This window comes from Amycolatopsis rhabdoformis, from assembly GCF_035918295.1.
GTDB lineage: Bacteria > Actinomycetota > Actinomycetes > Mycobacteriales > Pseudonocardiaceae > Amycolatopsis > Amycolatopsis rhabdoformis.
The window spans coordinates 1,581,354-1,601,308 of sequence record NZ_CP142149.1 but is presented as its reverse complement, the minus strand read 5'-3'; the positions used below and the strand labels follow the sequence as shown (position 1 = coordinate 1,601,308).

Below are 19,955 nucleotides of genomic sequence, written 5' to 3'. Positions count from 1 at the left end.
AACCAGTGAGCCTTCTGGTTGTGCGCAAGACCTTCGACCAGGTCGAGGAGATCCGCCGCGTCGCCGGCCGGGCCGACGACCGCGGGCCGCTGCGCAAGGTCGCCGTGTGCGCCGTGGTCACGAACCCGTTGGCCGGGCGGGGGTACGTCGAGGACCTCACCGAGATCGTCGACGCCTCCGGCGAGCTGGGCACGGAGCTCGGCGAGCGCGCGCTCGCGCTGCTCGGCGAACCGGCCGAGAGCTACGGGAAAGCCGGCCTCGTGGGCACCGACGGCGAGCAGGAGCACGTGAACGCCGCGCTCACGTCGATGTTCGGCAACGCGCTGCGTGACGCGATCGGCGGCGGCAAGGCCTGGATCACCTCGGTCACGAAGGTGGCGGGTCCCGACGCGACGATCGACGTTCCCCTGGCCTACAAGGACGAGATCTGGGTCCGGAGCCACTACGACGCGCTCACGCTCACCGTGCCCGACAGCCCGCGGCCCGACGAGCTCGTGATCATCGCCGCCGTGGCGAACCGCGGCCGGGTCAACGCTCGCGTCGGCGGCATGACGGTCGCCGAGGCCGCGAAGTGAGCCGCCTCGCGGTGATCGGCGCCGGCACGATCCTCTCCGGCGACCACCGGCAGCCGATCGTCCCCGACGCGGACACCGTGGTGACCGTCGACGGGCTGATCACCGGCGTGGGCCGTCGAGCGGACCTCGCGGCGCAGGTCGAGGCGAGCGAGGTGGTGCTCGACGCGAACGGCGCCACCGTGGCGCCCGGGCTCATCGACTCGCACTGCCACGTGGTGCTCGGCGACTACACGCCGCGGCAGAAGACCGTCGACTTCCTCGCCAGCTACGTGCACGGCGGCATCACCAGCGTGGTGTCGCCCGGCGAGATCCACGCGCAGGGCCGCCCGCACGACGCGATCGGTGTGAAGGCGCTCGCGATCGCCGCCCGCTCGTGCTTCGCGAACTTCCGGCCTGGTGGCATGACCGTGCACGCCGGCGCCGTGGTGCTCGAACCGGTGCTCACCGACGAGGACTTCGCCGACCTGGAGAAGGCCGGCGTCCGGCTCGCCAAGTTCGGCTTCGGGCTGTACGAGGACCCGGCCGACGGCTACGAGCAGGTGCGCGCGGCGCAGCGGCACGGCATCACGGTGATGTGCCACTCGGGCGGCGCGAGCATCCCGGGCAGCAAGCCGATCACGCCCGACCACCTGCTGCACCTCGCGCCCGACGTCTGCGGCCACATCAACGGCGGGCCCACCTCGCTTTCGGAGCAGGGCGTGGACACGATCATCGAGCAGACCGGCATGGCGCTGCAGCTCGTGCAGGCCGGCAACCTCCGCTCGGCCGTGCGGATCCTGGAGAAGTGCCACGCCGAGGGCCGCCTCGACCGCGTGGTGATCGGCTCCGACACGCCCACCGGCACCGGCGTGATGCCGCTCGGCGTCCTCAAGACGGTCGCCGAGCTGTCGTCGCTCACGTCGGTGGACCCCGCCGTGGTGTGGGCCGCCGCGACCGGCAACAACGCCCGCACGTGGGAGCTGCCCGCCGGTTTCGTGCGGCCCGGCGCCGCCGCCGACCTCGTGGTGATCGACGCGCCGTGGGGCTCGACCGCGCCCGACGCGCTGGGCGCGCTCGCCATCGGCGACATCCCCGGCGTGACCGCCGTCGTCACCAGCGGTGAGGTGCGCGCGCTGACCAGCCGCAACACGCCCCGCGCGGCACGGCTGGCCGAGGTGCGCCCGGCCATGCCGCACCTGGCCGCCGCCGGTCACTAGCACCACCCGTCCCTCGAACCCCCAGGGAGCACGTGATGTCCCTCCACGTCGTCTTCGACCCCGGCAAGTGCCAGGGCTACGCCAACTGCCTCATCGAGGCCCCGGAGATCTGGGACTTCGACGAGGACACCGACACCGCCGTGCTGCGCCAGGCCGACCCGCCGGAAGCGGTGCGAGCGAAGGCCGAAGCCGCGGCGCGGTGCTGTCCGGCGCAGGCCATCACGCTCGAGGAGCGTGCCGGGTGAAGCGGATCGTGGTGGTCGGTGCGTCGCTGGCGGGCGTGAGCGCCGTCGAGCGGCTGCGGGCCCGCGGGTTCGAGGGTGAGCTGGTGCTCGCCGGCGCGGAGCCGCACCGGCCCTACGACCGGCCGCCGCTGTCCAAGGAAGCACTCTCGACCGGCGTCGACGCGGCGCGGCTCGAACTGCGCGACCGGCAGTGGTACGCCGAGCACGACGTCACGTTGAAGCTCGGGCACGCCGCCACCGGCCTCGACGTCCGCGACCGGCTCGTGGCGTTCGCCGACGGCACCACCGAGTCCTACGACGGGCTCGTGATCGCCACCGGCTCGGCCATCCCCCGGGCCGTGGCTCCCGGCACCGTCGAACTGCGTGACCTCGACGACGCCCGGCGGCTCGACACCCTGTTCGCCACCGCACGCACGGTGCTGATCATCGGCGCCGGGTTCATCGGCATGGAGACCGCGGCGACCGCTCGCCGGCGCGGTCTCGACGTGACCGTGGTCGACGTCGCGGCGGCTCCGATGAGCCGCGCGTTCGGGGCCACCGTCGGCGACTGGTTCCGCGCCCGGCACGAGGAGAACGGCGTCCGGGTGCTCTGTTCCACCGGTGTGGAACGCCTGTCCCCCACCGGGTCCGGCACCCACGCCGAGCTGTCCACCGGTGAGGTGCTCACGGCCGACGTGGTGCTCGTGGCCACCGGCGCCCGCCCGGCGACCGGCTGGCTCACGGGCTCGGGCGTGCCGCTCGGCGACGGCGTGGAGTGCGAGCCGACGCTGGCCACCGGAGTTCCGGGGGTGGTGGCGGCCGGGGACGTCGCGCGGTGGCACAACGGGCTGTTCGGCGAGCCGATGCGCGTCGAGCACTGGACCAACGCCGTGGAGCAGGGCGGGCACGCGGCGGCCACGCTGCTCGGCGACGCGCGGCCGTTCGAGTCCGTGCCCTACTTCTGGACCGACCAGTTCGACGCGAAGCTGCGCTGCGTAGGCCGGCCCGGACCCGGCGACGACACCGAGGTGCTGCTCGAAACGGAGCGGCAGCTCGTGGTCGCCTACGGCCGCGGCGGCCGGATCAGCGGTGCCGTGTGCGTGAACGCGGCGAAGCAGCTCGTCTCCCTGCGCCGGGCCATCGCCGAACGGGCCCCGTTCGCCGGCCTGGTGCACTCCTGAACCCCTTACCCCCAAGCAAAGAAAGGACCGAGATGACGAACTCCTCCGTCGCCGCCAACCGCGACGCGCTGTCGATCATCGAGCTCTTCCCCCAGGACGAGGACTGGTCGTTGCAGACCATGCGGCTGCTCGCCCAGGTCGCCGTGGGTGGCTCGGACCTGTTCGAATGCGCGCGTACGGCCGCGCGCATCGGGCGCACGAGCACCGACGGCGAGGTGTGGCAGCGCGAGTGGAGCCGCACCGCCGAGGAGGCCACGGCCGCGGGTGAGGCCGCGCTGGAGCGCGGTGATCTCACGACCGCGCGCCGGGCCCTGCAGCGCTCGTGCAGCTACTGGCGCCACTCCGAGTTCTTCCTCGACAGCCACGATCCCCGCCGCGAACAGGCCTACCGCAACGGCACCACCAACTTCCAGCGCGCCGCCGAGCTCACCGGCGGGCTGATCGAGCGGATCCAGGTGCCCTTCGAAGGCACCACGATGGACGGCTACTTCGTGAAGCCGGACGCGAGCGACACCCCGCGCCCGACCGTGCTGTTCCTCGGCGGCGCCGACTCGTGGGCCGAAGAGCTGTACTTCATGGGCGGCACCGAGTTCCCCTCGCGCGGGGTCAACGTGGTGCTCGTGGACACGCCGGGCCGCGGCAGCTCGCTGCGGTTCAAGAAGCTCTACAGCCGGCCCGACTACGAGGTGCCGGTGGCGGCCGTGCTCGACTTCGTCTCGCAGCGGTCCGATGTGGACACCGAGCGCCTCGGCCTCGCCGGTGTGAGCTTCGGCGGCTACTACGCACCGCGCGCGGCCGCGTTCGAACCGCGCGTGAAGGCAGTCGCGGCCTGGTGCGGCACGTGGAGCATCCTCACCGACTTCTACGAGTTCTACCCGCCGCTGCAGAAGCAGCTGCAGTGGCTCACCGGCTCGGCCGACGACGCCGAAGCGCGCGCCAAGCTCGCCGAGTTCACCCTCGACGGCGTGGCTCAGAAGCTCACCATTCCCGTGTACGTGATGCACGGGACCGACGACCTGATCATGGACATCAAGGGCGCCCGCCGTTTCCTCGACGCGCTCACCACCGACGACGTGACCGCCGACATCTACGACGGAGCCGGGTCGCTGCACTGCAGCTACGACTACTTCTCCGTGGCGACGGCCCGGCTCGCCGACTGGTTCGTCCACAAGCTCGGGTGATCGCCGTGTCCCTGTACGAAATCCACAAGCTGCTGTGGGACGTGCGGCGCGTGCGCGCGGTCACCGAGCGCTACCGCGCCGAGCCCGACGCGGTGCTCGACGACTACGACATCGCCGGCCAGTTCCGCGGCTGGATGAAAGACCTGGACTTCAAAGCCCTCTACGAGCACGGCGTGAACCCTTACCTCCTGTACTTCTGCGCGATCCAGCTGGAGGTCGACCGTGCCGACTACTACGCGCGGATCCGGGGAGTGAAGACACCGTGAGCGAACCAGGCCGCATCGTCGGCGCCTTCGCGGCGTCGCACTCGCCCGGGATCACCGGGTGGCCCGAGCGGGCCACCGAGCAAGCCCGCATCGCCGTCGAAGGTGCGTTCGCGCAGGTGCGCGACCGCGTCGCGGCACTCGAACCGGACGCGGTGATCGCGGTGTCGGTGGAGCACTTCACCAACTTCCACCTCGGCAACCTGCCGGCCTTCGCCGTCGCCACCGGCGAGGACTACCTCGGCCCGGCGACGGCGGAAATGGCGAAGTTCCTCAACGTGCCCCAGCACCGCTACCCCGGCGACGCCGCGCTCGGCGAGCACCTCTACACCGCCGCGCTCGACGCGGAGTTCGACCCGGCTCTGGTCCAAGGTGGACTGGAGTTCGACGAGAACTTCTGCGTGCCGCTCAAGCACGTCGACCCGGATTCGCGGTACCCGCTCGTGCCGGTGATCGTGAACGGCGTGAACCCGCCGTGGCCCACGGCCAAGCGCTGCTACGACTTCGGCCGGATGCTGCGCTCGGCCGTGGCCGCCCAGACGGCGGCGCGACGGGTGGTCGTGCTCGCCACCGGCGGCCTCTCGCACTGGGTCGGGCTGCCCGAGTCCGGCGACATCAACGAGGACTTCGACCGCGATTTCCTCGCCCGCCTCGAATCCGGCGACCCGGCGAAGCTCACCGCGTTCACCCGCGAGGAGATCGACGCCGCCGGCAACGGCGCCCACGAGATCCGCACCTGGCTCGTCGCGGCCGGCGCGGCCGGGACCGGGTTCGACGTGCTCGCCTACGAACCCGTGTCCGCCTGGCTGACCGGCACGGCCGTCGCCGCCGCCCGCCTCTGACCGACCGACGCTCACCCCGACCACCCCTACTCGACCCGCAGTACCCGACCAAGGAGCCACGATGAGCAAGCTGCCCCCGATCACCGGCCGCGACCTGCGCGGGGTCATGGCCTACCCCCCGACCCCGGCCCTGCCCGGCGCCGAACGCGCCGACGCGACCGACACCGTCGACCTCGCCGAGACCGAACGCATGATCCGCGCCTTCATCGCCGACGGCGTCGACGCGATCGCGCTCAACGGCACCCTCGGCGAAATGGCCACCCTCACGCTCGAGGAGTGGCAGGCCTACGCCGGCTGCGTCGCCGAGACCGTGCGCGCCGTGAAGCCGGACTTCCCGATCTTCATCGGCGCCACCACCCTCAACACCCGCGACACCGTGTCGCGCATGAAGTTCCTCGCCGGCCTCGGGGTCACCGGCACGCTGCTCGGCCGTCCGATGTGGGGCGAGATGGTGGCGCCGGTGATGGAACGCTTCTACCGCGACGTCGCCGAGGCGGTGCCGGAGCTGGCCATCGTCGTGTACGACAACACCGCGGCGTTCCGCGGCATCATCCCGCGCCGCGTGTACCGGACGCTCGTCGAGCTGCCGCAGGTCGTGGCCGTGAAGTACGCCGGCGGCGCGTCGGTCGGGTTCCGCTACCACAACGACATGGCCCACACCGGCACGAGCTTCCCGCTCATGCCGATCGAGACCGACTGGTTCCCCGCGTGGGAGATGTACGGCGAAGAGCTCGTGGGCATGGCCTGGTCCTCCACCACGGCGATGGGCCCCGGCCCGGTGCTGGAGCTGCGCGACGCCCTGCAGCAGGGCCGCTTCGACGACGCACGCTGGCTCACCGAGCGCCTGCGCTGGGCGCACGAGCCGTTCCTCGTGGGCCAGGACTTCACCGAGTTCGCCAAGTACAACGTGCCACTGGAGAAGATCCGCGTGAACGGCGCGGGGTACCTCAACGTCGGCAAGAGCCGCGTGCCCTACACCGAGGACCTCGTACCCGCCGAGCACGTGAGCACGACCGCGGACCACGTGGAGCGCTACCGGCAGATCAGCGTCGAGATCGAGAAGCGCTTCGGTGCCAGGCAGGGCCGGGTGTGACCCCGTGACCGCGCTCAGAGACTCCACGGCGCTCGCCGAGTGGGTGAGCCGCACGCGGGCGGGGATCGGCGAAGGCCGATTCCCCGCCCGGGCGTTCAACGACGAAGCCGTGTACGCGCTGGAGCAGGACCGGCTGTTCACCAAGGCGTGGTGTTTCCTCGCCCACGAAAGCGAGATCCCCTCGCCCGGTGACTACGTGACCCGCGCCATCGCCAACAACAACATCATCGTCGCGCGCGACGAACACGGCGAGGTGCACGCCAGCCTCAACATGTGCCGCCACCGCGGCAACGTGATGTGCAAGTCGGAAATGGGCAACGCCAGCCACTTCCGCTGCTCCTACCACGGCTGGACGTACAAGAACTCGGGTGAGCTCGTCGGCGTGCCCTACATGAAGGAGGGCTACGAAGGGCGGCTCAAGCGCAAGGACTGGGGTCTGGTCGCGGTGCGCGTGGACACCTACGAAGGTTTGGTGTTCGGCTGCCTCGACCCGGCGGCACCCTCGTTGGAGGACTACCTCGGCGGCTTCCAGTTCTACCTCGACCTCTACCTCAAGCACGGCCTGGGCGGGGTCGAGGTGCACGGACCGCCGGACCACTGGGTGGCCGACACGGACTGGAAGATCTGCGCCGAGAACTTCGCGGGCGACGGCTACCACACGCCGGTGGCCCACCAGTTCGGCTTCAACCTCGGCTACTTCCCGTCGTCGGGCACCACGCACAGCCAGGGCTGGGCCGTGAGCGTGCCGGGCCGGGGCCACGGGATCGGGCTGGGCCACAGCCCCGACTTCCCGGCGTTCGGCGGGTTCCCCGACGAGCTGGTGGCCGGGATGAAGGAGGCGATGAGCCCGGCGCAGGCGGCCGTGTTCGCGCAGACCCGCACCGCGGTCGGCACGGTGTTCCCCAACCTGTCGTTCCTCATGCAGCCGTTCAGCCTCGTGCCCGGCCAGCCGGGCGTGCGGTTCGTGACGATGCGCCTCTACCACCCGGTCGGGCCGGGGCGGATGGAGATGTACTCGTGGTGCCTCGTGCCGAAGGACGCGCCGCAGGACTACAAGACCGAGGCCTACCGCGCGTACACGCTGGCGTTCGGGCAGGCCGGCACGTTCGAGCAGGACGACTTCGAGAACTGGACGAAGGTCACGCGCTCGGCGGCCTCGGGGCTGGTGCGGGACCTCGATTTCCCCTACGTGATGGGGATGGAGAGCGAACCCGACCCGGACTTCCCGGGGCCGGGGCACGCAGTGCGGCCGTACGTGAACGACACGAACTTCCGCACCCTGTGGAGCCGGTGGGGCGACTACCTGGCCGGTGAGGCGTGATGGCCGTGGACCGGGACACCGTCGCCGAGCTGCAGGAGTTCCTCTACCGCGAGGCGCTGGCGCTCGACGAGCGCCGGTTCCGCGACTGGCTGGCACTGCTCACCGACGACATCCGCTACGAGGTGCCGGTGCGCGTCACGCGGGAAAGCCTGGCGGGCTGGGAGCTCTCGCCCACGTCGCGGATCTTCGACGACGACCGCGACACCCTCGAAGTGCGGGTGCGGCGGCTGGAGACGGACTTCGCGTGGGCCGAGCAGCCGCCTTCACGCACCCGGCACTTCGTGACCAACGTGCTGGCCGACCCGGGTGAGCACGACGACGAGTTCCTGGTGTCGTCCAACTGTTTCCTCTACCGCAGCCGGGGCGACAGCCCCACGCCGAGCTTCTACTCGCTGGCCCGCAAGGACGTGGTGCGCCGCACCGCGCAGGGCTGGCGGCTGGCGCGGCGGTGGGCGGCGTTCGACCAGTCGCTGATCAACGCGCACAACCTGTCCATTTTCGTCTAGGGAGGCTTCGTGGAACCGGGGATCGAACGTCCGCCGATCGGTGACGTCGTGGAGCTCGACGGCGAGCCGGGCGACGGGCCCATCGTGATCGCGAACGAGTTCGTCGACGTCGTGGTCCGCAAGATCGAGACGCGCAACGGGATGCGTCTCGACATCTGGTCACCCCGGCGGGGCTCGCGCGTGCGGCTCGACGCGGTGGCGCTCGACTGCCTCAGCTTCCAGGACCCGGAGCTCATCTCCGAGCTGCTGCAGCGGCGGCCCGCGCCGTGAGCCTGGCCGGGCTGAGCATCCTCGTGAGCGGTGGCGGCTCCGGCATCGGCCGGGCCGCCACCCTGGCCTACCTGCGCGAAGGCGCGGCGGTGACGGTGGTGGAGCGTTCGCCGGCGCACGCCGCCGAGCTGCGGGCCGCGGCCGGCTCGCTTCCGCTGGAGGTGGTGGTGGGCGACGCGACCGCGCCGGAGGTGCTGGCCGAGGCGGTGGCGACGGCCGGGCGGGTCGACCAGCTGACCTGCTGCGTCGGCGTGTTCGACCACTACACCTCGATCCGCGACCTGTCCGTGGCCGAGCTGGTGACCGCGGCGCGCGAGATCTGGCAGGTCAACGTGCTGGGCGCGCTGGCGGCCGTGCGCACGGCGTGGCCCGCGCTGGAGCAGGCGCGCGGCTCGGTGACGCTGACGCTGTCGGAGTCGGCGTTCCACCCCGTGGGCGGCGGGGTGCTCTACGGCAGCTCGAAGTGGGCGCTGCGCGGGGTGGTGCAGCACCTCGCCGCGGACCTGGCGCCGGCGGTGCGGGTGAACGGCGTCGCACCCGGGGGCACGTCCGGCACGCGGTTCTCCGGACTGAGCGCGCTCGGCCGCGCGGAGTCCACTGTGGAGGACCGCGGCGGGCGGTCGGATCGCATCGCCGCCACCACGCTGCTGCGGACGGCGGCCACGCCGGAGGACCACGCCGGCGCGTTCGTGTACCTCGCCGATCCCGTGGCCGCGCGGGTGGTGACCGGTGTGGTGATCAACACCGACGGTGGCCGCGCGCCGCTCACGGCGCAAGTGCCCGAAGTGCAGACCTGATTCCCACGGCGCGCGAGTCGGGTCCCGGCTCGCTTGCCGGGGCGCCGATTCCGGTGCTATACGTGGATTCGCACCACCTCCGGCCATGGAGGCGAGACGGCGAGAGCGGTGTCGTCGGCGGTGCGGAGGAGGAATGGGTGTGGCCACGGGCAAGCCGGGTGCTCCCGCGCTCCTCGGGCGCGGTGCCGAGCTCGCGTTGCTCGACCGGCTGGTCGACGGCGCGCGCAAGGGCCGCAGCTCCGTGCTCGTGGTGCGCGGCGAGCCGGGCGTGGGCAAGACCGTGCTCCTCAACCACGTGGCCGCCGCGGCGGCCGACCTGAGGGTCGCGCAGATCTCGGGCGCGGAATCCGAAATGGAGCTCGCGTTCGCCGGCGTCCACCAGCTGTGCGCGCCGCTGCTCGACCGGCTCGACTCGCTGCCGGCGCCGCAGCGTGACGCGATCGCCACCGCGTTCGGGCTGCGCGAGGGCAAGCCGCCGGACCGGTTCCTGGTGGGGCTCGCCGCGTTGACGCTGCTCGCCGAGGCGGCGGCGAAACACCCACTGGTGTGTGTGGTCGACGACGTGCAGTGGCTCGACAGCGCTTCGGTGCAGACGTTGTCGCTGGTGGCGCGCCGGCTCGACGCCGATCCGATCGCGATGATCTTCGCGGTGCGCGAAAGCGAGGACAAACGCGAGCTCGAAGGCCTCGACGGCTTCCCCGAGCTGGTGCTCACCGGCCTCGACGACCGCCATTCGCGGCAGCTGCTGGAGACGGCGGTGCCCGGGCGGATGGACGACCGCGTGCGCGAACGCATCCTCGCCGAGGCGCGCGGCAACCCGCTGGCCCTGCTGCAGCTGCCGCGCGACCGGCCGCCGGCCGCGCTCGCCGGCGGGTACAGCCTGGTCGGCGGCGACCGGCCGCTGATCGGGCGTGTCGAACGCAGCTTCGCCGCGCAGTTGCAGACGCTGCCGTCCGACACGCGGCTGCTGCTGCTCGTCGCGGCGGCCGACCCGGTGGGCGAGGCCGCGCTGCTCTGGCGTGCCGCCGCGCGCCTGGGCCTCGGCGTCGACGCCGCCGAACCGGCCGAGACGGCGGAGCTGGTGAGCATCGGCACGCGGGTGCGGTTCCGGCACGCGCTGGTGCGCTCGGCCGTGTACCACTCGGCGACGCTGCGGGACCGCCGGCGCGTGCACGAGGCGCTGGCCGAGGCCATCGACCCGCGGGTGGACGGCGAGCACCGGGCCTGGCACCGCGCGCAGGCCGCGCCGGGTCCGTCGGAGGAGATCGCCGCCGAGCTGGAGAGTTCGGCCGGCCGGGCGCGGGCGCGCGGTGGTGTCGCGGCGGCCGCGGCGTTCCTCGCTCACGCCACGCACCTCACACCCGACCCCGCGGACCGGGCGCGCCGGGCGTGGGCCGCGGCGCAGGCCAAGCTCGACGCGGGCGCGCCTGGTTCGGCGTTGTCCCTGCTGGCCGTGGCCGAGGCGGTGCCGGCCGAACCGGTGCAGCGGGCGCGGATCGACCTGCTGCGGACCCAGATCGCGTTCACCCGGCACCGAGGCCGCGACGCGCCCGCGCTGCTGCTCGCGGCCGCGCGGCGGCTGCGGGAGCTCGACCCGCCGCTCGCCCGCGAGACCTACCTCGAGGCGCTCATGTCGTCGATCTTCGCGGGCCGGCTCGCCTGGGCCGACGCCGACAGCCCCGAGGACATCGCGCGCGCCGCCCGGTCCGCGCCGCCGGCGCCCGACCCGCCGCGCACGGTCGACCTGCTGCTCGACGGCCTGATCAAGCGCTTCACCGACGGCTACGTCCAGGCCGCGCCCCGCCTGCTGCACGCCGCGCGCGAGTTCCGCCGCGCGGACGACCACGGCGAGGCCTCGCCGCGTTGGTACGGCATCGTCGGGCGGATCGCGCTCGAGCTGTGGGACCAGGACTCGTGGGACGCGCTGGCCGCGCAGCAGGTGGAGCTGCTGCGCAGCGAAGGCGCGCTCACGCTGCTGCCGGTCGCGCTGGCGTACCGGGCCGGCGTGAGCGTGCACGCCGGGCGCTTCGACGAGGCCGCCGCCCTGCTGCAGGAAGCGACCGCGATCAGCAACGCCACCGGCGCTCCGCCGCCCCTGCACGTGCAGCCCGTGCTCGCCGCGCACCGCGGCCAGGAGGAGCTCACGCTGCGGCTCGTGCGCGAGATCCGCGACAACGCGATCGCCCGCGGCGAAGGGCGCGTGATCCCGGTCGTGCAGTACGCGTCGGCGCTGCTGCACAACAGCTTCGGCCGCTGGCAGGAAGCGCTGGAGGCCAGCGGCCTCGCGCTCGAACACGACGACCTCGGCCTCTACGGCTACCTGCTGTTCGAGCACATCGAGGCCGCCGTGCGCGGTGGCGAGCGCCGGCGTGCCGAGGCGGCGCTGCGCGAGCTCGTGACCCGCGCCGAAGCCAGCGGCACCGACCTCGCCCGCGGCGTCGCGGCGCGCTCCCGGGCCCTGCTCGCCTCCGGCCCCGAAGCCGACACGCTCTACCGCCGCTCCCTCGACCACCTCGGCCACCGCCGCACCGACCCGATGCTCGCCCGCGCGCACCTCGTCTACGGCGAGTGGCTGCGCCGCGAAAACCGCCCGGCCGACGCCGTCGCCCAGCTCAAACGCGCCCACGGCATCTTCACCCTCATCGGCTCCGCCGGCTTCGCCGAACGCACCCGCCGCGAACTCGTCGCCGCCGGCGAACCCATGCGCGCCCCGGCGACCGCCGCGTCCGACACCCTCACCGGCCAGGAGGCCTACATCGCCCGCCTCGCCGCCGACGGCCACACCAACCAGGAGATCGCCGCCCAGCTGTTCCTCAGCCCGCGCACCGTGGAATGGCACCTGGGCAAGATCTTCGTGAAGCTCGGCATCAGCTCGCGCCGCGGCCTGCGCACGGCGTTGTCGACCCGGGGTGCACCGGACCAGTGAATCTCGCCGTCGCTGCCCGACTTTCCCTCGCGCGCTCATGATCGCGCGAGCGCGAGTCGCGTGGGTGCGGGATCGCCGGGCGGGTGGTGGTGCCTTCCTCGGGCGGGGTGGCGCCGCCGAACGTGGATTCGCTGCTCCGTGTCCGCCGGCCTCCGCGGCAGGCTCGGCGACATGATCACCCGAGCCCGCACCGCCCGCCTCCGCGGCCGCGACGCGCAGTTCTGCCGCCGCGCCGCGGTTGCCCGCAGCGGCGCCCTCGCGACGCGAGACAGGCCAGAGATCGGCAAGGCAGCGCCTGATGCGGCCGCCAGGCCTGCGCGCGACAGTGCGCAGTGTCCGGTCCGAGCCCGCGGCCCCCGATACCACTGCCTCGCTGCGACAGTCGAGGGCCGCGGCGCGCTCGTCTCGAGTGGCCCGGCGACGGCCGGCAAGCCAGGGCGCAGTGCGGGATCCGGCCGGGCACGTGCGCGCGTCTCCGCCCGCCCCAACCGACCCCAACCGACCCCCACCCCAGGCTCGGCGACATGATCACCCGAGCCCGCACCGCCCGCCTCCGCGGCCGCGACACCGAGCTCCGCCGCCTGGCGACCGTGATCGAAGGCGGCGGCGCCCTGGTCGTGCACGGTGAGGCGGGCCTGGGCAAGACGGCGCTGGTCGAGCGGGCGCTCGCCGACGCCGTGGGGCCGGCACGGGTGGTGCGGGTCCGCGGCGCCCGGTCCGAGCAGGCGTTCGCCTACGCGGGTCTGCACCAGCTGCTCTCGACGATGCCGGACCACGTGGAGCGGTTGCCGGTGGTGCAGCGCAGGGCGGTGCGGCGCACGTTGGGGTTGTCGGCGGGGGCGCCGGATCCCGGGCAGGTCACGCGGGGCGCGGCGGCGGTGCTGGCGGCGGCCGCGCCGGTGGTGTGTTTCGTGGACGACGTGCAGTGGCTCGACGACGCGTCGGCGCGGGTGCTGGCGGCGCTGGCGCGGGAGCCGGCGCCGGGGGTGAGCGTGGTGTTCGCGGGGCGGCGGCCGTCGCGGGAGCTGGCGTGGTTGCCCGAGCTGCGGCTGGCCGGGCTCGGCGACGAGGCGGCCGGCGCGTTGCTCACGGCGGTGCTGCCGGACGTGCGGGACGAGCACGTGCGGCGGCGGGTCGTGGCGGAAGCGCGCGGGAATCCCGAGGCGCTGCTGGACCTGCACCGCGCGCTGTCGCGGGCGGAGATCTCCGGCGGGTTCGGCCCGGCGGGCGTGCGGCCGGTGGTGGACCCCGCCGAGCGCGAGTTCGTGGCCGCCGCGCGCGAGCTGCCGTGGGCGACGCGCCGGCTGCTGGTGCTGGCGTCCGCGGAGCCCACCGGCGACCCGGTGTTGCTGCGGCGCGCGGCGGCGGTGCTGGGCCTCGACCCGGCCGCGCCGACGAGCCTGCTCACCGTGGGCGAGCAGGTGCTGTTCCGCCGCCCGCTCGCGCGGCCCGCGCTCTACCACTCCGCGCCGCTCACGGAACGGCGCCAGGCGCACCACGCCCTCGCCGTGGCGCTGGCCGACGGTGACCGCGAGCAGCGTGCCTGGCACCACGCCCAGGCGGCCACGGCACCCGACGAGACCGTGGCCGCCGAGCTGACCGCCGTGTCCGGCAGCGCGCGCGAGCGGGGCGGCGCGGTCGCGGCGGCGGCCTTCCTGACCTGGGCCGCCGAGCTCACGCCCGACCCGCACCGCCGCGCACACCGGTTCCTCGCGGCCGCGCAGGCGAAGCTCGACGCCGGCACACCCGTGTCGGCGGCCGACCTGGTGGCCCGCGCCCGCGCGGTGCCGCTCGACGAGCCGGACGCCGCCCGCGCCGCGCTGCTGTCGGCGAAAATCGCGGGGGTCACCGATCCCGGGCCCGAAGCGGTGACCGCGCTCGCCGCCGTGGCGCGGCGGCTCACCGGCGTCGATCCCGTGCTGGCCCGCGAGACCTACCTCGAGGCGCTCACCGCGGCCGTGTTCGCCGGCGACGGCCAGGCGCGCACGATCGCGCTCGCCGCGAAAACCGCGCCGCCCGGCCGGGGCAGCTCGGCCGACTTGTTGCTGGACGCCGTGGTCGTCCGCTTCACCGATGGCTATGCGGCTGCAGCTCCCCTGCTGCGCGAAGCCGCCGCGCACTTCCGCCGCGCCGGCGCCGATGACCTGCGCTGGCTGTGGCTGTGCTCCCACATCGCGCGCGACCTGTTCGACGCGGAGGGCATCCTGTTCTGGGCCGTGCACCAGGTCGAGGTCGTGCGCGCCGCGGGTGCGCTGCCGTGGCTGCCGCGGGCGCTCGCGTACCGGGCGCGCGTGGAGGCGATGCTCGGACGCATCGAGGAATCCGTGGCCACGCTCGAAGAAGCCGACTCGATCACCACCGCCACGGGCGCGCCGCCGCGGCGCTACATCGAGCCGTTCCTGGCCGCCTGGCGCGGGGTCGAGGAGCCGGCGCTCGACCTGGTGCGGGCCGCCGCGCAGCGCGCGAGCGCTTCCGGGCAGGGGCTCGCCCTGCGCGTGGTGCAGTACTCGGCCGCGATCCTCCACAATGGACTCGGGCAGTATCGCGCGGCGCTCGCGGCGGCCCAGGAGGCCGCGCAGGACGACGACAACCTCGGCACCGTCGGCACGGCGCTGGTCGAGCTCGTGGAGGCGGCCGTGCGGTGCGACGAGCCCGAGGTGGCGGCCGAGGCGCTGAGCCGGCTGGTCGAGCGCACCGACGTGGCCGGCACCGAGCTCGCGTACGGTCTCGCCGCGCGGTCCCGGGCCCTGGTGAGCACCGGCGCGGCCGCCGAAGAGCACTACCGGGCCGCGCTCGCGCACCTGACCGTCGGCGGCGACGCCTTCTGGCTCGCCCGCACGCACCTGGTCCACGGCGAATGGCTGCGGCGCGCCCACCGCCGGGTCGACGCGCGGGCCCAGCTGCGTCTGGCCGCCGACCTGTGCTCCCGCGTCGGCGCGGACGCCTTCGCCGCGCGCGCCCACCGCGAACTGCTCGCGACGGCCGAGACCGTGCAACCGTCCGACGACCCCGGTCCGCTGTCCACCAACGAGGCCTTCATCGCGCGCCTGGCCCGCGACGGCCACACCAACCGTGAGATCGCCGCCCAGCTCACGGTGAGCCCCCGCACCGTCGAATGGCACCTGAGCAAGGTCTTCACGAAGCTGGGCATCCGGTCCCGGCGTCAGCTCAGGGCCGTGCTGCCGCAGGACTGAGCCTCACCAATCGGGGTCGCCGGGTCTCATGCCTCGCTCCTTCCGGTCGGGGCAGTGGTGCCCGAATGTTCGGTTTCGGCGCATCACCACGGGGTTCGCGCCCCACGCCGGCATCCAGTGAACGTGAGCGCGGCGCCCGACTGCCCCCGGGAGAACCCCTGGTCCCGGGAACCCGGGGCCCCAGGCCCTGGGCCCGAACCACCCGGCCCGGGTATCGGGCCCGGGGTAGTGCCGGGTGCGAGATCGCGCGCGGCCCTGCGAGAGTGGATCATGAACGGACGAGAGGGGTTGACCCGGATGAGCGACCGCCGCAGCGCGGTGACCCGGTGGTGGCGCGCGAAACCGGCCGACGTTTCCGCCCGCCGCCTGCGCACCCCCGCACCGCTCATCCGCGGCCTGCGGCGCACGTCACCGGCGTGGTCGACCCGGCTCGACGAGGTCCTCGCGTTCAACGCGAGCCACTAGCGGCCCCGGGGGATCGACTCCCGCGCGCCCGGCCGGGGAGGGGCGGGCGCGCGGGACCAGGGCGGGTTCAGCACTTGTCGGCGTAGAGGGTGACCACCGTGCCGGCGTCCGCTTTGGCGCCGGGCTTCGGGTCCTGGCCGGTCTGGCACCAGTCGCGGTCGAGGATCATCAGGCGGTGCCGGCCGGAGGAATCGACTTCGCGCAGGTTGTACAGACCAGCCGCCTGCATGGCGTCCTGCGCGTCCTGGTGGTTCATGCCGGAGACGTCGGGCACGGTGAGGGCGACGGCGGTCGCGGTGGTGGTTGCCTTCGCGGTGGTGGTCGCCGCGGTGGTGGTAGTGGTGGTCGCCGCGGTGGCGGCCGGGCTCGCGTTCGTGGCCGGCGTCCCGCTGTCTCCGGGCCGGGCCCCGCAGGCGACGGTGAGCAGCACGGCGGCGGTGATCGGCAGGGCTTTCCCGAGCTGGGTCACGGTCGGCCTTCCTCGCGAAGTGGTCGACCCAGCGTCACACACCCTCACCCGGAGCACCCGCCGGAATCCCCCGCAGGGCATCGAGAACCACCCGCACGGCCGCTCGCTGCGGCGAGCCCCGGCGCACGGCCGCGGTGATCGAGCGCGTGACCGGCGAAGCGAGCTCCCGCGTGGTCACGCGGTAGCGCGGGTCCACGGCCAGCCCCGGCAGCAGCGTGATCGACAGCCCGGCCTCGACGTGCTGCAGCGCCAGCATGTAGTTGCTGAAGCGGCACACCGCGCGTGGCTCGAAGCCCGACTGCCGGCACAGCCGCAGGGTCAGGTTGGCCATGTACGACTGGGGCAGGTCGAGTGACCACGCCTCGTCCGCGAAGGCCGCGAGGTCCACGGCGCCGCGGCGGGTCGCGGGGTGGTCGGGCGGCATCACCAGCACGATCGGGTCGGTGGTGAGCGGCACGAGGTCCACGTCGGGGTCCAGCGGCTGCTCGACGAAGTCGGTGGTCGTGATGATCAGGTCCGCGTCGCCGACGCGCAGGGCGGGCATGCTCTCGTGCGGTTCGAGCTGCAGCACCTCCACCTGCAGGTCCGGGTGCGCCGCGGCCAGCCGGGTCACGGCCGGCACGGCCAGGGTGTGCACGGCGCTCTGGAACGCGCCGAGCCGCACGAGCCCGGCGGGCTCCTCACCGAGGCCGCGCAGCTCGGCCTCGACCGTGTCCAGGTGGTCGAGGATCGCGCGGGCCCGGCGCGCGAGGATCAGCCCGGCCGGGGTGAGGCGCACGTGGCGGCCGGTGCGTTCGAGCAGCTGGGTGCGGGTTTCGGACTCCAGCACGGAGAGCTGCTGCGACACGCTCGAGGCGCTCAGGTTCGACGCGCTCGCCACCGCGCGGATCGTGCCCAGCGTGTCGAGCCGGCTCAGCAGGCGCAGGCGCCAGGGGTTCAGCACGCGTCTCATTGTGCGGCTTTGCCGAACAGAACGTGCGGAATCGTGAGCTGGACGTGATGCTCGGGCCGCCTTTACCGTCGAAGGCATGGCTGCTCCGACCACTGCTGCTGAGACCGCTGCCGCTGAGTCCACCGCTGCTAGGACCGCTGCGTCGTTCTGGGCCGACGCCGACGCCCACCTCGTGCGCTACGGCGGCGAGTTCACGCGCGAGATCATCGAGCGCGCCGCCGGCAGCTTCCTCTACACCGCCGACGGCCGGAAGATCCTCGACTTCACCTCCGGCCAGATGAGCGCGATCCTCGGCCACTCGCACCCGGAGATCGTGGCGACCGTGCGGCGCCAGATCGGCACGCTCGACCACCTGTTCAGCGGCATGCTGAGCCGTCCGGTCGTCGACCTGGCGCGGCGGCTGGCCGAGACGCTGCCGGCACCGCTGGAGAAGGCGCTGCTGCTGACCACCGGCGCCGAGTCGAACGAGGCCGCGATCCGCCTGGCGAAGCTCGTCACGGGCCGGCACGAGATCGTGTCGTTCGCGCGGTCGTGGCACGGCATGACCGCGGCCGCCTCGGCCGCGACCTACAGCGCCGGCCGCAAGGGCTACGGCCCCGCGGCCCCCGGCAACTTCGCCATCCCGGCGCCCAACGCCTACCGCCCCGACTTCACCCACCCCGACGGCACGCTCGACTGGCGCCGGCAGCTCGAGTTCGCGTTCGACCTGATCGACGCGCAGTCCGTGGGCAGCCTCGCCGCGTGTCTCGTGGAGCCGATCCTCAGCTCCGGCGGGATCATCGAGCCGCCGCCAGGGTATTTCGCCGCGCTGCGGGAGAAGTGCCGCGAGCGCGGCATGCTGCTGATCCTCGACGAGGCCCAGACCGGCCTGTGCCGCACCGGCACCTGGTACGCCTTCGAGCGCGACGGCGTGGTGCCCGACATCCTCACCGTGTCCAAGACGCTCGGCGCCGGGCTGCCGCTCGCCGCCGTGCTGACGAGCGCGGAGATCGAGCAGGAGGCCCACGAGCGCGGTTTCCTGTTCTTCACCACGCACGTGTCCGACCCGCTGGTGGCGGCCGTCGGCAACACCGTGCTCGACGTGCTGCAGCGCGACCGCCTCGATGAGCGCGCCCGTACGCTCGGCGCGTTCCTGCGCACCGGGCTCGAGGAGATCGCCGCCCGCCACGACGTGGTCGGCGACATCCGCGGCCGCGGGTTGCTGGCCGGCCTGGAGCTCGTGGTCGACCGCACCACGAAGGAAAGCTCCGACGAACTCGGCGCCCTCGTGACCCGGCGCTGCCTGGAACTGGGGTTGCACCTGAACATCGTGCAGCTCAAGGGCATGGGCGGCGTCTTCCGCATCGCGCCGCCGCTGACCGCGACCGAGGACGAGCTCTCCCTCGGACTGTCCATCCTGGACGAAGCGATCGGCGACGCGCGAGCCGAGCTGCGGTGAGCTAGGGCCGCAGCTGCGGCGGCACGTACTCGAACGTCGGACCGGCGGTGGTTTTCCCGTCGCCGGACGGCATGTTCATCAACGCCTGCGCCTGGCCCTTCAGCTGGAACATCACCCCGACCGTGGCGCCCAGGCCGCCCGGGTTGCCGGTGAACGCGTCCTCCAGCAGGTAAAGCAGCAAGCAGTAGGTGTTGTTGAAGTCGTTCTGCGCCTTGCGGATCGGGCTGTCCTCGGGGTAGTCGGCCGTGGTCGGGTTGCGGCGCATCGGCAGCACGCCGTCCGCGTCGATCTTGATCTCCTCCCCCGTCGGCCCGCTGTCCGGCGTGTCGCCTTCGGCGTACCGGCGGCCGCTCTTGAGCTCCTGGAACCGGTAGTAGTGCGCCACTTCCTCGCGCTCGGGGTGGAACACGTCGCGATCCCCGTCCCACACTTCCGTGCGCGCCGCCCCCTCGCCCTGCTCCACGATCTCCGACAACGCCGCCAGCGCCGAAGCCAGATCCCGCACCGGAATCACGCGCCCACCGCCGCTGCGTAGGTGCATCTCCCCGATCTGGCGCTTCGGGTCCCCGGAGAACACGGCCTCCTCGCCCAGCTCGGCGCACAGTTTCGAGAGCCCGTCCCGAACGGCCGCGTAGAACTGCCCGATCGTCGCGTACCCGTCCGCCTGCGCCGGCGCGTCGGCCGATTCCGGCTGCTCGATCCGCAGGAACAACTCCAGCGCCTCCTCCCCGAACGGCACCAGACTCACCCGCAACGACGGATCCCCGTGCGGCAACGCGTGCGGGTACGCGGGCAGCAGCTCCGGCGAGTCGAGCTTCGGCTCGCCGCCCACGGCGTTGAGCAGGTTCGCCGCCAGCGCCAGGTGCAACATCTCCTCGGCCAGCACACTCCCCACCACCTGCGAGGCCTCGGCATTGCGCCCGGCATCGAGCGAATACAGCGCGCACAGATAGGGCGGGATGGTGGCGTGCTCCAGCTCGATCGCCCACTGCAGGTGCCGGCGGAGCTCCTCCACGCTGTCGATGGCGGGAGCGGGGGTGGTGGTCATCGGTGCCTCTCGGT

19 protein-coding genes are annotated in these 19,955 nt (G+C 73.2%); 16 read left to right on the top strand and 3 right to left on the bottom strand.

Features of this window, described 5'->3' with window-relative positions; genetic code table 11:
* Positions 1–5: 5 nt before the first annotated feature.
* The 15 genes from VSH64_RS07455 to VSH64_RS07385 all read left to right on the top strand — a co-directional run bounded on the left by VSH64_RS07455 (position 6) and on the right by VSH64_RS07385 (position 16,034).
* A complete protein-coding gene (locus VSH64_RS07455; protein ID WP_326834753.1) occupies positions 6–575 on the top strand; it encodes an amino acid synthesis family protein in 570 nt (189 codons plus the stop codon).
* The gene (locus VSH64_RS07450; RefSeq protein WP_326834752.1) at positions 572–1,771 is read left to right on the top strand and encodes an amidohydrolase family protein; all 1,200 of its coding nucleotides are present in this window, start codon (positions 572–574) and stop codon (positions 1,769–1,771) included. Before VSH64_RS07455 ends, VSH64_RS07450 begins: the two co-directional genes overlap by 4 nt.
* Before the next feature lie 35 nt (positions 1,772–1,806).
* Positions 1,807–2,016 (top strand): ferredoxin, encoded by a 210-nt coding sequence (locus tag VSH64_RS07445; RefSeq protein WP_326834751.1) that lies wholly within the window; start codon positions 1,807–1,809, stop codon positions 2,014–2,016.
* Complete coding sequence (locus VSH64_RS07440) at positions 2,013–3,176, top strand: NAD(P)/FAD-dependent oxidoreductase (RefSeq protein WP_326834750.1); 1,164 nt, start codon at positions 2,013–2,015, stop codon at positions 3,174–3,176. The genes VSH64_RS07445 and VSH64_RS07440 overlap by 4 nt, the downstream gene beginning before the upstream one ends.
* Positions 3,177–3,208: 32 nt before the next feature.
* Positions 3,209–4,357: an alpha/beta hydrolase family protein gene (locus tag VSH64_RS07435; protein WP_326834749.1), complete on the top strand. Its 1,149-nt coding sequence runs from the start codon at positions 3,209–3,211 to the stop codon at positions 4,355–4,357.
* Between the two features lie 5 nt (positions 4,358–4,362).
* On the top strand, positions 4,363–4,623 hold the full coding sequence (locus VSH64_RS07430) for a hypothetical protein (protein WP_326834748.1): 261 nt from the start codon (positions 4,363–4,365) through the stop codon (positions 4,621–4,623).
* Positions 4,620–5,462: a DODA-type extradiol aromatic ring-opening family dioxygenase gene (locus tag VSH64_RS07425; protein WP_326834747.1), complete on the top strand. Its 843-nt coding sequence runs from the start codon at positions 4,620–4,622 to the stop codon at positions 5,460–5,462. The genes VSH64_RS07430 and VSH64_RS07425 overlap by 4 nt, the downstream gene beginning before the upstream one ends.
* Positions 5,463–5,523: 61 nt before the next feature.
* The gene (locus VSH64_RS07420; RefSeq protein WP_326834746.1) at positions 5,524–6,555 is read left to right on the top strand and encodes a dihydrodipicolinate synthase family protein; all 1,032 of its coding nucleotides are present in this window, start codon (positions 5,524–5,526) and stop codon (positions 6,553–6,555) included.
* Positions 6,556–6,559: 4 nt separating this feature from the next.
* Positions 6,560–7,876 (top strand): aromatic ring-hydroxylating oxygenase subunit alpha, encoded by a 1,317-nt coding sequence (locus VSH64_RS07415; RefSeq protein WP_326834745.1) that lies wholly within the window; start codon positions 6,560–6,562, stop codon positions 7,874–7,876.
* Positions 7,876–8,382 carry an aromatic-ring-hydroxylating dioxygenase subunit beta gene (locus VSH64_RS07410; protein WP_326834744.1) on the top strand — a complete coding sequence of 169 codons (507 nt, stop codon included), beginning with the start codon at positions 7,876–7,878 and terminating at the stop codon, positions 8,380–8,382. Before VSH64_RS07415 ends, VSH64_RS07410 begins: the two co-directional genes overlap by 1 nt.
* A gap of 9 nt (positions 8,383–8,391) precedes the next feature.
* Positions 8,392–8,652, top strand: coding sequence for a hypothetical protein (locus VSH64_RS07405; RefSeq protein WP_326834743.1), 261 nt, complete (start codon positions 8,392–8,394; stop codon positions 8,650–8,652).
* Entirely contained in the window at positions 8,649–9,449 is an 801-nt protein-coding gene (locus tag VSH64_RS07400) for an SDR family NAD(P)-dependent oxidoreductase (protein ID WP_326834742.1), read from the top strand. The genes VSH64_RS07405 and VSH64_RS07400 overlap by 4 nt, the downstream gene beginning before the upstream one ends.
* A 133-nt stretch (positions 9,450–9,582) precedes the next feature.
* The gene (locus tag VSH64_RS07395) at positions 9,583–12,375 is read left to right on the top strand and encodes an AAA family ATPase (protein ID WP_326834741.1); all 2,793 of its coding nucleotides are present in this window, start codon (positions 9,583–9,585) and stop codon (positions 12,373–12,375) included.
* A 524-nt stretch (positions 12,376–12,899) separates the two neighbouring features.
* Entirely contained in the window at positions 12,900–15,569 is a 2,670-nt protein-coding gene (locus tag VSH64_RS07390; RefSeq protein WP_326834740.1) for a helix-turn-helix transcriptional regulator, read from the top strand.
* 270 nt (positions 15,570–15,839) lie between these two features.
* Positions 15,840–16,034, top strand: a complete 195-nt coding sequence (locus tag VSH64_RS07385; RefSeq protein WP_326834739.1) for a hypothetical protein — start codon at positions 15,840–15,842, stop codon at positions 16,032–16,034.
* Between the two features lie 67 nt (positions 16,035–16,101).
* Here the strand turns inward: VSH64_RS07385 and VSH64_RS07380 are convergent, their stop codons facing one another.
* Together VSH64_RS07380 and VSH64_RS07375 are read right to left on the bottom strand one after the other, a co-directional pair.
* A complete protein-coding gene (locus VSH64_RS07380; protein ID WP_326834738.1) occupies positions 16,102–16,503 on the bottom strand; it encodes a PASTA domain-containing protein in 402 nt (133 codons plus the stop codon).
* A gap of 34 nt (positions 16,504–16,537) precedes the next feature.
* Positions 16,538–17,446 (bottom strand): LysR family transcriptional regulator, encoded by a 909-nt coding sequence (locus VSH64_RS07375; protein WP_326834737.1) that lies wholly within the window; start codon positions 17,444–17,446, stop codon positions 16,538–16,540.
* Between the two features lie 85 nt (positions 17,447–17,531).
* Between VSH64_RS07375 and VSH64_RS07370 the strand changes: the two genes are divergently transcribed.
* A complete protein-coding gene (locus VSH64_RS07370) occupies positions 17,532–18,893 on the top strand; it encodes an aspartate aminotransferase family protein (RefSeq protein ID WP_326834736.1) in 1,362 nt (453 codons plus the stop codon).
* Position 18,894: 1 nt separating this feature from the next.
* Here the strand turns inward: VSH64_RS07370 and VSH64_RS07365 are convergent, their stop codons facing one another.
* Positions 18,895–19,941 carry a ferritin-like domain-containing protein gene (locus VSH64_RS07365; protein WP_326834735.1) on the bottom strand — a complete coding sequence of 349 codons (1,047 nt, stop codon included), beginning with the start codon at positions 19,939–19,941 and terminating at the stop codon, positions 18,895–18,897.
* Positions 19,942–19,955 lie beyond the last annotated feature (14 nt).

What these genes read in the sequence shown, in the direction of transcription:
- VSH64_RS07410 (WP_326834744.1), top strand. Translation starts at nt 7,876, where the DNA reads ATGGCCGTGGACCGGGACACCGTCGCCGAGCTGCAGGAGTTCCTCTAC.
- VSH64_RS07390 (WP_326834740.1), top strand. Translation starts at nt 12,900, where the DNA reads ATGATCACCCGAGCCCGCACCGCCCGCCTCCGCGGCCGCGACACCGAG.
- VSH64_RS07365 (WP_326834735.1), bottom strand. Translation starts at nt 19,941, where the DNA reads ATGACCACCACCCCCGCTCCCGCCATCGACAGCGTGGAGGAGCTCCGC.
- VSH64_RS07420 (WP_326834746.1), top strand. Translation starts at nt 5,524, where the DNA reads ATGAGCAAGCTGCCCCCGATCACCGGCCGCGACCTGCGCGGGGTCATG.
- VSH64_RS07385 (WP_326834739.1), top strand. Translation starts at nt 15,840, where the DNA reads ATGAACGGACGAGAGGGGTTGACCCGGATGAGCGACCGCCGCAGCGCG.
- VSH64_RS07370 (WP_326834736.1), top strand. Translation starts at nt 17,532, where the DNA reads ATGGCTGCTCCGACCACTGCTGCTGAGACCGCTGCCGCTGAGTCCACC.
- VSH64_RS07395 (WP_326834741.1), top strand. Translation starts at nt 9,583, where the DNA reads ATGGGTGTGGCCACGGGCAAGCCGGGTGCTCCCGCGCTCCTCGGGCGC.
- VSH64_RS07435 (WP_326834749.1), top strand. Translation starts at nt 3,209, where the DNA reads ATGACGAACTCCTCCGTCGCCGCCAACCGCGACGCGCTGTCGATCATC.
- VSH64_RS07445 (WP_326834751.1), top strand. Translation starts at nt 1,807, where the DNA reads ATGTCCCTCCACGTCGTCTTCGACCCCGGCAAGTGCCAGGGCTACGCC.